This window comes from Pyrinomonas sp. (assembly GCF_040289685.1).
GTDB lineage: Bacteria > Acidobacteriota > Blastocatellia > Pyrinomonadales > Pyrinomonadaceae > Pyrinomonas.
This window is the reverse complement of sequence record NZ_PSLQ01000079.1, coordinates 371-13,677: the sequence shown is the minus strand read 5'-3', so window position 1 is coordinate 13,677 and position 13,307 is coordinate 371. Positions and strand designations below refer to the sequence as shown.

The window sequence follows — 13,307 nt, the reverse complement described above, 5'->3', positions numbered from 1 at the left end:
CAAGCTACTTGGGGCCATCGAAATCGCGCAAACTTAGTATGGAGATACTTAGATGGTAGGGAGGTGTCGGTGCGACTTCTGGACACCTCTCAAATCCCCCTATTTGGCAACGTCTAGGTATCGGCCCAGGCGATCCGGGCCGTGGCAGAAAGAGGGATTCCGCTCTTCCACCACAGATATGGGGAATGGCTCGTGGCGGTAACCAGCGGGGTGTATCTGAAATTCAGCGTTCGAATGGTTCTTGAAAAGCGGAAGAGGGGTTGCCATCTTCAACGACTACTATGGTCAACAGATCGCCGTCACGTTCGACAACCTCAATACGCTCGGCTTCACATCGAACTTCACGCTTCGCTTCGGGACGTACAACACGACCAACCGACCCGGTCCGCTCTTTACGGGGTTCAACCAAGACGTCCGATCGCTGCCGAACGTGATCATCCCCGGACGTTTGACCTTCCCGCGTCAAACGCCAGCCGATAATGGGCGGCGCATTGAATCATCGTTCGACGAGGCCATCGTTGCGCCCATCCACTACAATTGGAACGTGACGTTTGAGCGTGAATTGCCAAAGGGCTTGACCGTCCAGGCCTCTTACATCGGGCGGTTGGGACGAAACCTGTTGGCCACGCGCGATGTCATGGCGCTCAGCAACTTGGTCGATCCCAAATCGGGGACGGACTGGTACACTGCCGCCGGCGCGCTGGAGATCTTGCGTTCGCAGGGGGCTCCGATCTCTTCGGTCCGCCCGATCCCGTGGTTCGAGAATCTGCTGCCAGCTAACCTCAACGCTCTGTTGCGAGATTACTACACGGCTGTTTACGGCGACCCGATCATCCCGCCGGGATTATCCCCGACGCAGTCGGTCTATGCCAGCGTCTTGCTGTTTAACGGAAACGACTGGACTACGCTGCAAGACGACATGGAAAGGGCGACCGGCCTCAGCCTCTTCTATCAGTCGCAGTACGGGGCGCTGTCAGCCTTTGGCAGCATCGCCTATTCGAACTACCACGCCGGCACAGTCTCGGTGCGACAACGTCTGGGCCAAACGCTGACCCTCGACTTCAACTACACTCTGTCACATTCGTTGGATAACGCCTCGGGTTTACAGACCAGCGGCACTTACGGGACAGCTTTCATCCTCAACCCGATTCGTCCGCGCGACAACTACTCGAGTTCGGACTTCGACGTGCGACAGATCATCAACGTCAACAGCGTCTGGCAATTGCCAGTCGGACGCGGACGCCGATTCCTCTCGAACGCCAATGGGTTCATCGAGGCTTTGCTCGGCGGTTGGCAACTTTCCGGCATCTTCCGTTGGAATTCAGGCTTGCCAGCCCCGACCCCATACGACGATTCTCGCTGGGCCACCAACTGGAACGTGCAGAGCAACGCGGTGAGGATCAAACCCGTTACGACCTGCCCGACGCGTGGCGCTGCCGAGCCGCCTAAACTTTTCGGCTGTGATCCGACGGGCGCCTACCGCAGCTTCCGAAATGCGCGTCCCGGCGAAACGGGCGACCGTAACGTCTTCCGTATGCCCGGCTATGTGAGTTTGGATATGGGGTTGGCGAAGAGCTTCACGATGCCTTGGAGCGAAAACCACAAGCTGCAGATCCGTTGGGAGGTCTTCAACGTCACCAACACGCAGCATTTTGGCCGCCTCGATACGAGCCGCACCGGATTCGGCATCACGCTGGATCCGTTCAACGAATCTCCGCCTTCGAACTGGAGTAACTTCACGGGCATCCAAGGAACGCCGCGCATCATGCAGTTCGGCTTCCGCTACTCTTTCTAGCGCCACGAATGCATCAACCCGGACGGGGGAGCAACGCTCCCCCGTCGTAACTTTTTGCTTGAATGGTGAGGTAACGTAAGCGATAGCTCGGCGATCGCCTCCGAGCCAAACAGCGGAGCTCATTGTTTCTGTTTCGGCGGTTCGAGCCGCTCCGGATAGGCGCGCCCTTTTTCCGGCGCGCGCCACAGGTTCGAGACCAACAGTTCGCGGATGAAGGTCATCTCTTTGGGTAACCGGTCGTAGAGCTTGAAGAAGAGTTCGTCGTGCGAGGCGATCTCTTTGAGCCAGACGTCGCGGTCGATGCTCATCACGCGCGCGAAATCCTCGCGCGTGAACTCTTCCAACCCGCGCCAGTCGATGTCGTCGTAACGCGGTTGCCAACCGAGCGGCGTTTCAATGCCGATGGAGCGTCCGCGCGCTCGTTCCACGATCCATTTGAGGATGCGCATGTTCTCGCCGAACCCTTTCCACAGGTAGTTGCCTTCCTCATCCTTGCGGAACCAGTTGACTGAGAAGATGCGCGGCGGTTCGGGGATGCTCCGTCCGAAGTTGAGCCAGTGCGAGAAATAGTCGCCCATATGATAGCCGGCAAAAGGCAGCATGGCGAAAGGGTCGCGACGCACTTCGCCGATGTTGCCGAAGGCCGCGGCCGTCATCTCCGATCCCATGGTCGCGGCCATGTAGACGCCAAATGCCCAGTTGAACGATTGGAGCACGAGCGGCGCAACGGTGCTCCGGCGTCCGCCGAAGATGAAGGCCGAGACGAGCACGCCGCGCGGATCATCGAAGTGTTCGTCAACCACCGGGCACTGCGTAATGGGGGCAGTGAAACGCGCGTTCGGATGGGCCGCTTTGCGCCCGCACCCAGGCGTCCAGTGGTTGCCTTGCCAGTCTATCAGGTGCGCTGGCGGCTCGCCGTCCATGCCTTCCCACCAGACGTCGCCGTCATCGGTCAAGGCGACGTTGGTGAAGATCGTGTTAGCCCGGATGGTCTCCATCGCGTTCGGGTTGGTGGCGTAGTTGGTTCCGGGCGCGACGCCGAAGAAACCAGCTTCCGGATTGATGGCGCGCAGCTTGCCTTCTTCATCCGGTTTGATCCACGCGATGTCGTCGCCGACGACGGTGATCCTCCACCCTTCGTCGCGAAATGGTTTGGGCGGGACCATCATCGCGAAGTTGGTCTTGCCGCACGCGCTCGGAAAAGCGGCGCAGACGTAATCCTTACGCCCGTCGGGCGACTGAACGCCGACGATCAGCATGTGCTCGGCCAACCACCCTTCGTCGCGCCCAATCACCGAGGCGATGCGTAGCGCCAAACACTTCTTGCCCAAAAGGGCGTTGCCGCCGTAGCCGGACCCGAAACTGACGACCGACCTCTCTTCAGGAAAGTGAACGATGTACTTGTCCTTCGGATCGGGCGCGCAGGGCCACGCCACATCGCGCTGATTTGGAGTGAGCGGCATCCCGACCGAGTGCAAACAGTGGACGAACTCGCCTTGCCCAAGCGCGTCGAGCGCCCGACGTCCCATGCGCGTCATGATGCGCATGCTCACGACGACGTATGGCGAATCGGTGATCTGCACGCCGAACTGTGAAATCGGCGAACCGATCGGTCCCATGCAAAAGGGGATGACGTACATCGTCCGTCCGCGCATGCAGCCGTCGAACTTGGCGTTGAGGATCGCCTTCATCTCTTTGGGACTCATCCAATTGTTGGTCGGCCCAGCGTCGCTCTTGCTGATCGAACAGACGAAGGTGCGGTCCTCGACGCGGGCGACATCGCTCGGATGCGAACGCGCGAGGTACGAGTTCGGGCGCTTCTCCGGATTGAGGCGAATGAAGGTGCCGCGCTCGACCATCTCTTGACACAAACGGTCGTACTCTTCTTGCGATCCATCGCACCAATAAACAGCTTCGGGTCGGCAGTGCTCCGCCGTACGGCTCACCCATTCGATCAGCTCCTGATTCACGACGTAAGCGGGGATGTCTATTTTCATCATCTTTCGCTATTCCAGTGGTTCCCGTGTAGGTTCAACCGCGCCGTGCGCGCACACACGGCCTTGCGATCAAAGATGAGGCGAAGAGACGTTCATGATCGCTCATCATCGGTAAGGGCGCGCTCGGAACAACAAGAGAGTATGGCGGAAAGAGCGCGCGCGTTCAAGCGACGAACAATCGAGCGATCGCTGAGACGATGCGCGCATTGGTTTCGTGGCGCGGCTGAGCGCTGGACTCCTGACCAAATCCTACGATGTCACCGCGTCTCGCTCACCACCATGATTTTCGTCCGCTCGTCTTTTTCGAGCGTTGATCAAATCCTACGATGTCGCCGCATCTCGCTCACGGGCTGCGCTCGCGCGCCGCGAAAGTTTTCGCCTTCGCAGACGCACGCGGCCCCTTGAGTCGGCGCGCACGTGCGATCCCTAGCCCCATGGTAGCGTTTTGAAACAACCGCGCTGTGATCACGCATCTGCCAGAATCCGGGCCGACAGCGAAAACGCGCGAGAAAAAGGGATCATCCGAAATTTTGGATGGTCCATCCAAATTTTTGGATAGCGCGGCCGATGGCGAAGGCGGCGCTCACCGATTTTCGGCCATTTTCGACTGCCGACGACATTTCCTGCCCTTGGCATAATGTTTGCCTACACGAAATGGCATCCGCTAGAGGAGCTTTCAAAACGCCGCGAAGGAGGGAGTTTCTGCATGATCCGCAGAGCTTATGTGGTTTTAGTCGGTGTTTTTCTCGCGATCGCTTCTTCGGTTTCAGCGCAGACGAGCCGCGGAACCATCACCGGCACGGTAACCGATCAGAACGGCGCGGTCGTGGTTGGCGCCACCGTTACGATCTCAAACACAGCGACCAACCAGACGCGCACCACGACGACCAATGAAGCGGGACTTTATCGCTTCGACGCGGTCGATCTGGGCGTGTACGATATCGCCGTTTCGGCAACCGGTTTCAAGCCGGTTTCGATTCGCGCCGTTCAGGTGCAGGCCAATCGCGTCACGACGTTTGACGTGCAGTTAGAGGTGGGCACCACCGAAGTCATCGTCGATGTCAGCGCGAGCACCGGAGAGCTGTTGCAGCGTAGCGACTCGGTGCGTGGCGGCAACTTCACGCCGCGACAAGTGACTTCGCTTCCGACGGCCAGCTTGAATCCATACGATCTGGCGCGCTTGTTGCCTGGCGTGGCGACGCCGACCGGCGGCGCGTCGTTTGGCAATGCCTCGCAGTTTTCGGTCAACGGCCAGCGCCCACGCGGCAACAACTACCTGATCGATGGCACAGAGAACAATGACATCTCCGTGACCGGTCCGGCAACGCAGATCAACAACGATGATGCCATCGCCGAAGTCTCGGTCCAGACGGGGCTGTTCAGCGCCGAGTTCGGGCGCGCTGGCGGCGGCATCTTCAACTTGATTACCAAATCGGGCACCAACCAATTTCATGGGACAGCGCGTTATCTCATCGCTTCGCAAGCCTTCAATGCGACGACCAATGGTCAACGCTTGAACGGTTTGACCAAACCGCCCGTGTTCACCGAACACATCTTCGGCGGAACACTCGGCGGCCCGCTTTACTTGCCGCGTTTCGGCGAAGGCGGACCGGTTTTGATCGACGGGCGCGATCGGACCTTCTTCTTCTTCGGCATTCAGTGGGACCGTTACCGCTCGACGGCCAACTTCGGTCCGTTTCGCGTCCCAACAGAAGCAGGCGTTGCGCGCTTACGGCAGCTCTTCCCGCCGGGAACCAACCCGCGCGTGGACCTTTACCTGAACGCCATCGGCGCTGCGCGCGGTGTCACCACGCTGCGCAACGTCGCGCTCGGCATCGGGCCGATCGGAACGGGCCCGATCATAGACCGTGGCAACATCGAGACCGGGTTGATCGGCGTGTCCGCTGGGCAGAAGTCGAACGATCGACAATACGTTATTCGCCTCGACCATTCTTTCAACGAACGGCACAAACTCTCCGTCCGCTACCTGGACGATGATTCGATCACCACGCCGAGCGCGATGAACTCGCCTTTCTTCACTACCGATTTCAAAGGCATCTCGCGCAACCTCCTCTTCACTTACACGTGGGTAATCAATCCGACAATCACCAACGAGCTGCGCGTTTCGCCCTACGGCAAAATCGACTTCGAGTTTCCGATCTCGCCGTCGGCTCCGCCGCTCGCCTTCACGTTGCAACGCATCGGCTTCAGCGAGGTCTCCGGCATCGGCATCAACACCAACATCCCGCAGTTCCGCCGAGCCAACAACTACCTCGTCCAAGACACGATGACCAAGGTCTACGGCGAACATACCTTCCGTTTCGGCGTCGAACTGCTCTGGCAGCGCGCGCGTCAGCGTCCGCCCTTTAACGAGCGCGGCTCGTTCGCTTTCAACCCTGGTGGCGGATATACGAGCTTCGCCAATTTCATCGACAACTTCAGCGGGCCGAGCGGCGCAGCCAACATCAACTTCGGGACGCCGTTCTACCGTCCGAACCTGTTTCGGCATAGCTACTTCTTCCAAGATACATGGAAGGCGACGCCCAATCTGACTTTGACGCTTGGCTTGCGCTACGAGAATTTCGGGCAGCCGGCCAACAGCGCCTTCAAATATCCGGCCTTCGCCGGTTTCGATCCGGCCAACTTCCTCGTGCCGAACCGCGTGGAGGTCGATAACAACAACTTCGGTCCCGTGGTCGGATTCGCCTATTCGCCCGCTTTCGAGACGGGATTGCTGGGCCGGTTGTTCGGGCGCGACCGCAGCGTCATTCGCGGCGGCTACCAAGTAAGCTACGACACCTTCTTCAATAACATGCTGTCGAACATCGCCGCCGATTCGCCGAACAACACTTCGACGACGACCACCGCTCCTTCTTCGGGGCGCGGATTGGCCAATTTCTATCCGGGCGCGCTCCCTTCGACGCCGCGCACTCCGACGCCGTTGGATTCGCAGACTGCAGTCTTCAACCCGCGTATCCGCAACCCTTATACGCAACGTTGGTCGCTCGGTCTGCAACGCCAGTTGCCGTTGGATCTGGTGATGGACCTCGCTTATGTCGGTTCAGCAGGGCGCAAGCTCTTCGTCACCGAGGACCTCAACCCGATCGTCAATCCGACCACCGGGGCGCGTCTTTATCCAAATCTCGGGATTAGACGCTATCGGTCAAGCGGCGCCAACTCCAATTACCACTCAATGCAGTTGCGCGTTGATCGCCGCTTCGCCCAGGGTTTTCAAATCAACACGGCTTACACTTGGTCGAAGTTGACCGATCAGATCAGCGAGATCTTCGCCACGGGCCAAACCGCTTCAGCGCTCGCCTCGGTGCCCGCTTTTCAAGGCGGCCTCAAGCTCGACCACGGCGTTTCGGACTATCACCGAGCGCATCGGTTGACCATCAGCTACATCTGGGATCTGCCCGGCCCCAAGCGTGGCTTTCTCGGGCAGGTGCTCGGCGGTTGGCGGATCACGGGCGTAACGGTCTTCCAATCGGGCGCGCCTTTCACCATCGTCAACGGTTTGGATCGCAACGGCGATGGCATCACCGCTTCGGATCGACCCGATCTCGGCAATCCGAAGGCGCCGCGCAATACACGAGCGCAAGTGGTGGCGACGTCGGTCTGCGCAACAGGACTGCGTAACCCCGACACCGGACAGTGCGTGACGCGCAACGACGTCTACGTCGTGCAAGCGCCGGCAGGCTCTGGCTTTCCGGGTCCAGCGACGCTCGGGCGAAACACGGAGCGCTCCAATCCAGTGGAGAATTTCGACATGAGCTTCTTCAAGCTCTTCCGCATCGCGGAGAAGCTGCAGCTCGAATACCGACTCGAAGCCTTCAACATCTTCAACCATCCGCAATTCACTGGCGTGCCGCCCAACGACGTGACCGCGACGCAGGCGGGCAGCTTCCTCAACTACGACTTGACAAACGGCGGCGGACGCTCGATGCGTATGGGATTGAAGCTGATCTTCTGATTCGTCGGAAGCATCGCACCATGAAGGGCGTCGAAAGGCTAAATCTTTCGACGCCCTTTTCGTTTGAGGTGGACGGGCTGGAAATTTGAACGCGCGTGTTTGCTGTTCGCCGCAACGAGCGTCAGTTGTATCTATCTGAACCTGATGTTCGCCGGGGATTAAAGCTGGGTTCACGCAGGGCATGTCGCCTAAGCCGCGTGCGGTCACACCTTCGAGGGCAAAGCCAAGGCGGTGACTGTGATCTCCTCGGTAGTTGACGTTGGGAGCAAGCTCTTTCTTTTCTGGACCGCCTTGGCCTCTGCGATCAGTTCACAGAGAAAGTCTCCGACTCGGAACAGGGGTTGACGCCTCTCAAGAATGGATTCCATGGATCGCTTGGCTGTTTCTGCCACACGCGCCGCATCAGCCATAGAAGAGCGATCAACGGTCTCGACCGTGCTTATCGAATAGCTGAATGCGCACGAAGATGTTTGCGCGCCCTAGGTGCTTGTCAGCAGACGCAAAGCCTTCACGGCTCGCCAGCTTCGGTTGTAAGCCCTCGTCGCCACGGCGCGTCTTGCGATTTTCTGCCGAAAAAATTCAGTTATAAAAAAGTAAAAATAATAAATTTTACAGATAGGCGTTAGAGGGTGTAGAGTTGCACTCTCGCGTTTGGAGAGGGCGTCGAGTGTCGAAGGGGCGGGGATCGAAGCGATGCGAAAAGAATCGGACATTTCCTCCGGAGCGGTTGCGCAGAGCGACGATGATGCGACTTCGCGTTGGGAGTCGCCAACCGAGATCATGCCGCGCGGAGCGGAGATACTGATCGAAGCGTTGCTGCGCGAGGGGGTTGAAGCGATCTTCGGTTATCCGGGCGGGGCCGTGTTGCACATCTACGACGAGCTGTGGCGCGCGCGCCATGCGATCAAGCACTACTTGGTCCGACACGAGCAGGCCGCGGTCCACATGGCGGAAGGGTACGCGCGCGCTTGCGGGCGCGTCGGCGTCGTGTTGGTGACATCGGGACCTGGGGCGACTAATGCGGTAACTGGCATCGCCAACGCTTACATGGACTCGACGCCGTTGGTGGTGATCACCGGGCAGGTGCCGACGAGCTTGATCGGCACCGATGCTTTTCAGGAGATCGATACGGTCGGGATCACGCGCCCGTGCGTCAAGCACAACTATTTGGTGCGCGACGTGAGCGAACTGGCGGCTGTGGTGCACGAGGCTTTTGATTTGGCGCGGTCGGGGCGGCCTGGCCCGGTGGTGATCGACGTTCCGAAGGATGTCTCGGCGGCGCGATGCAGTTTCTCGCGCTTTGATCACGTCGAGTTTCCGCGGCGCCGAAAGGTGGTCGAACCGGACCGGCGGGCGTTGCGGGCGGTCGCCGAGGCGCTCATCAACGCGGAGCGTCCGGTGATCTACGTCGGCGGCGGCGTGATCAATGCGGGCGCGACAGAAGAGTTGCGGGCCGTGGTAGAGGAGCTAAGGTTGCCCGTCACGCCGACGCTGATGGGGCTCGGCGCCTTTCCGACCGGCCATCCACTGTGTCTCGGCATGCTCGGCATGCACGGAACATATGCGGCCAACATGGCAGTAGCTGAAAGCGATCTGCTGTTGGCCGTGGGGGCGCGGTTTGACGATCGCGTGACGGGCCGGCTCGCTTCGTTTGCGCCGCAAGCGCGCATCGTCCATTTCGACATCGATCCGGCGCAGTTCGGCAAGACGGTGGTACCTGACCTCGTCGTCGCGGGCGATGCGCGCGCGTCGTTGGCGGCGTTGCTCACCGAGATCAGGTCACGGAGGCGGGCGGAGCTGATCGAAAGCGTGTGTCGGCGCACAGCTTGGTGGGACCGCATAAGAGCGTGGCAGAGGCTTTACCCGCTCGATTACGACGCCGTCGGTGCCGAGATCAGGCCCCAGCAGGTCGTCGCAGAGCTGGGCCGGTTGACGACGGGCGAAGCGATCATTTGCACAGATGTGGGCCAGCATCAGATGTGGGTGGCGCAGCTCTATCCATTCAATCGCGCGCGGCAGTTGATCACGAGCGGGGGACTCGGAACGATGGGCTTCGGCTTGCCGGCAGCCATTGGTGCGCAGCTCGCCTGTCCGGAGCGACAGGTCATCGCCGTGGTTGGCGACGGCGGTTTTCAGATGACCAATCAGGAACTTGCTACGGCTGTGCAGTACGACCTCCCCATCAAAGTGGTCATCATGAACAACCGATATTTGGGGATGGTGCGACAGTGGCAGGAACTCTTCTACGATCGGACGTATTCGGAGGTGGACCTGTCGGTAGCGCCCGATTTCGTCAAATTAGCCGAAGCTTACGGGGCGGGCGGCTTTCGCGCCACGCACCCATCGGAACTCAGCGACGTGTTGCAGGCGGCGCTCGGGCACGACGGCGTGGCGGTGGTTGACGTGCGCGTTTGCAAGGAAGAGAACGTCTACCCGATCGTGCCTGCAGGTGCGAGTGCGCGCGAGATGATCACAAGAGCACAGCGGTAGCGTTGCGCGCCCGCCCGAGAGAGGATCCTTTCGACGCGCGCGAAGCGGCACAGCGCGAGCGACGGATCCAGTTCGTCAGCGCCCAAAGAAGATCCTTTCGACGCGCGTCAAAGAGCACCTGCTTGATTGCGAACCGAGACGTAAGCCGAAAAGAAGATCCTTAGCCGAGAAAAGATCCTTTCGGCACGCGCGAAACGGCGGCGAAAGACGAGTTGAAGATCAGCTATGCGACGCACTTTATCCATCTTGGTGGCCGATCAACCGGGCGAGCTTTCACGCATCGTTGGGCTTTTCAGCGCGCGCGGTTTCAATATCGAAGCTTTGACGGTGGCCCAAACGTTGGACCCGCGCTGGTCGCGCGTGACGGTCGCCACGCACGGCGACGAGCGAACCATCGAGCAGATCGTCAAACAGTGTGCGCGGCTCGTGCGCGTGCAGCAAGTGCGTCCCGTCTCGGAGCAGACGCACGTTGAACGCGAGATGGCGCTTATCAGTGTGGATGCTCCGCCCGGCGCGCACCGGCAGGAGTTGTTGCTGCTCGCGCGTTCGTTCGATGCCAAGATCATCGAGATCACGGGCGCGCGGGCAACCTTGGAGATCACGGGTGCGCGCGGCGAAGTCGCGACGTTCATCGAGCTGTTGCGTCCGTTGGGCGTGCGCGACGTGGTGCGCAGCGGATGCGTGGCGATCGAGCGGCTCATCGCTTCCGCCGAGGGCGAGATGGCGGAGGAAGCCTGGCGCTCGAGCGGTCTCGATTGCTGAGGCGATGATGGAAGCGATTCAGCTTTCGAGCGACCTCGATTGCTGCACCCGAGGAGAGAGCGAGATGAAACTCTACTACGACAAGGATGCTGATCCGACAGCGCTATGCGGAAGGCGCATCGCCATCATCGGCTACGGCAGTCAAGGGTTCGGACAAGCGAACAACCTGCGCGATTCTGGGTGCGATGTGATCATCGGGCTGCGTTCTGAAGGGCGCACGCGCGCCAAGGCCGAACGGGCTGGATTTCGCGTCTTGCCGATTGCGGAAGCGGCGGCCCAAGCCGAGATCGTGATGATGCTCGTGCCTGACGAGGTGGCGCCCGAAGTTTACGAGCGATGGGTGGCGGGGCATCTGCGCGCTGGTGCCTGTTTGGGCTTCTCGCACGGCTTTGCCATCCATTACGGCTTCATCAAACCGCCGTCCGACGTTGGGGTCTTCATGGTCGCGCCCAAAGGACCGGGCCACCTTGTACGTCGCGAGTACACGCGCGGTGCCGGCGTTCCGTGTCTGCTCGCCGTGCATCAGGATCCGACGGGCGATGTACGGCGCACGGCGCTCGCCTACGCTGTCGCCATCGGCGGCGGTCGAGCGGGCATCATCGAGACGACCTTTCGCGAGGAGACGGAGACGGACCTGTTCGGCGAACAGGCGGTGCTTTGCGGCGGGTTGACATCGCTCATCAAGGCCGGTTTCGAGACGTTGGTCGAAGCCGGCTACACGCCGGAGCTAGCCTACTTCGAGTGTTTGCACGAGATGAAGTTGATCGTCGATCTGCTTTACGAGGGCGGCATCTCCGGGATGCGCTATTCGATCTCGAACACGGCGCAGTACGGTGACATGACGCGCGGCCCCATCGTCATCAATGACGAGACCAAGCGGCGCATGCGCGGCATTCTGGCAGAGATTCAGTCGGGGGCTTTCGCGCGCGAATGGATGCGCGAGCACCGGCAAGGGCGACCGCGCTTTCAGCAGTTGGAACGCGAGACGCGCGAGCACTTGATCGAAAAGGTCGGAGCCAACTTGCGCGAGATGATGGCGTGGTTGCGACGTGAGCGTCTGGTGGACGAGGCCGAGAACTGATGAGCGACAATTGGCGCAGCAGAGCGATCACGCAAGGCGTCGCGCGGACACCGAACCGCGCCATGTTACGCGCCGTAGGGTTCGGCGACGACGATTTCGGCAAACCGATCATCGGCGTCGCCAGTTGTTACAGCACCATCACGCCGTGCAACATCGGATTGCAAAGATTGGCCGAGCGGGCCATGGCGGCGTTGCGCGAAGCGCAGACCATGCCGCAGCTTTTCGGCACCATCACCGTCAGCGACGGGATCTCGATGGGGACCGAAGGGATGCGTTATAGCTTGGTCTCGCGCGAAGTGATCGCCGATTCGATTGAAACCGTGTGCCAAGCGCAGCAGTTCGATGGGTTGCTTGCCATCGGCGGGTGCGACAAGAACATGCCCGGCGCGATGATCGCCATCGCGCGGTTGAACGTTCCGGCCATCTTTGTTTACGGCGGCACGATCAAAGCCGGGCGCTACGGCGAACGGGAGTTGACGATTGTCAGCGCGTTCGAAGCTGTGGGCCAGTACGGTGCCGGGCAGATTGACGAGGGCGAGCTGCGCGAGATCGAACGGCGCGCCTGCCCCGGTGCGGGCGCGTGTGGCGGCATGTATACGGCCAACACCATGTCGGCGGCCATCGAGGCGATGGGGTTGAGTCTGCCGGGCTCATCGACCATGGCGGCTGAAGATGAAGAGAAGGCAGAAGATGCAGCGCGCGCCGGGCGTGTGTTGGCCGAGGCCGTGCGTCGGCGCCTCTTGCCGCGACAGATCCTGACGCGCAAAGCGTTCGAAAACGCCATCGCAGTGGTGATGGCGACGGGCGGTTCGACCAACGCCGTGTTGCATCTGCTGGCGATCGCGCATGCAGCCGAGGTGCCGCTTTCGCTCGATGATTTCGAGACCATGCGCGCGCGCGTGCCCGTGCTTTGTGATTTGAAACCATCGGGGCGGTACGTGGCAACTGACCTACATCGTGCGGGCGGCGTGCCGCAAGTGATGCGCACGTTGCTTGAACACGGCCTGCTGCACGGCGACGCGCTTACCATCACGGGACAGACAGTGGCCGAAGCGCTGGCTGAGGTGCCCCGCGAGCCGCCGCGCGATCAAGACGTGATACGTCCGTGGACGACGCCGCTTTACGCGTGCGGACATTTAGCGATCCTGCGCGGGAATCTGGCGCGCGAGGGAGCGGTGGCCAAAGTCTCCGGGATCAGACAACGGCGGA

General features: G+C 60.6%; 7 protein-coding genes. 6 read left to right on the top strand and 1 reads right to left on the bottom strand.

The annotated features are described in order from the left end of the window. Positions 1-241: 241 nt before the first annotated feature. Complete coding sequence (locus tag C4334_RS13300) at positions 242-1,795, top strand: outer membrane beta-barrel protein (RefSeq protein WP_352432577.1); 1,554 nt, start codon at positions 242-244, stop codon at positions 1,793-1,795. A gap of 119 nt (positions 1,796-1,914) precedes the next feature. Here C4334_RS13300 and C4334_RS13295 read toward each other — a convergent pair whose 3' ends face one another. Next, positions 1,915-3,792 (bottom strand): phosphoenolpyruvate carboxykinase (GTP), encoded by a 1,878-nt coding sequence (locus C4334_RS13295; RefSeq protein WP_502943446.1) that lies wholly within the window; start codon positions 3,790-3,792, stop codon positions 1,915-1,917. Between the two features lie 706 nt (positions 3,793-4,498). Between C4334_RS13295 and C4334_RS13290 the strand changes: the two genes are divergently transcribed. The 5 genes from C4334_RS13290 to C4334_RS13270 form a co-directional block, all read left to right on the top strand. Then, complete coding sequence (locus C4334_RS13290) at positions 4,499-7,765, top strand: TonB-dependent receptor (RefSeq protein WP_352432575.1); 3,267 nt, start codon at positions 4,499-4,501, stop codon at positions 7,763-7,765. A gap of 780 nt (positions 7,766-8,545) precedes the next feature. Continuing rightward, positions 8,546-10,255, top strand: coding sequence for a biosynthetic-type acetolactate synthase large subunit (gene ilvB / locus C4334_RS13285; protein WP_502943445.1), 1,710 nt, complete (start codon positions 8,546-8,548; stop codon positions 10,253-10,255). Between the two features lie 225 nt (positions 10,256-10,480). Next, entirely contained in the window at positions 10,481-11,017 is a 537-nt protein-coding gene (gene ilvN, locus C4334_RS13280; RefSeq protein ID WP_352432574.1) for an acetolactate synthase small subunit, read from the top strand. A 64-nt stretch (positions 11,018-11,081) separates the two neighbouring features. Beyond that, positions 11,082-12,098 (top strand): ketol-acid reductoisomerase, encoded by a 1,017-nt coding sequence (ilvC, locus tag C4334_RS13275; protein ID WP_352432573.1) that lies wholly within the window; start codon positions 11,082-11,084, stop codon positions 12,096-12,098. Then, positions 12,098-13,307, top strand: a 1,210-nt coding sequence (locus C4334_RS13270; protein WP_352432572.1) for a dihydroxy-acid dehydratase domain-containing protein, incomplete at its 3' end; no start/stop codon positions are given. The genes ilvC and C4334_RS13270, both read left to right, overlap by 1 nt.

Coding starts and splice junctions, on each gene's coding strand:
- C4334_RS13295 (WP_502943446.1), bottom strand. CDS start 3,792: ATGAAAATAGACATCCCCGCTTACGTCGTGAATCAGGAGCTGATCGAA.
- C4334_RS13290 (WP_352432575.1), top strand. CDS start 4,499: ATGATCCGCAGAGCTTATGTGGTTTTAGTCGGTGTTTTTCTCGCGATC.
- ilvB (WP_502943445.1), top strand. CDS start 8,546: ATGCCGCGCGGAGCGGAGATACTGATCGAAGCGTTGCTGCGCGAGGGG.
- ilvN (WP_352432574.1), top strand. CDS start 10,481: ATGCGACGCACTTTATCCATCTTGGTGGCCGATCAACCGGGCGAGCTT.
- ilvC (WP_352432573.1), top strand. CDS start 11,082: ATGAAACTCTACTACGACAAGGATGCTGATCCGACAGCGCTATGCGGA.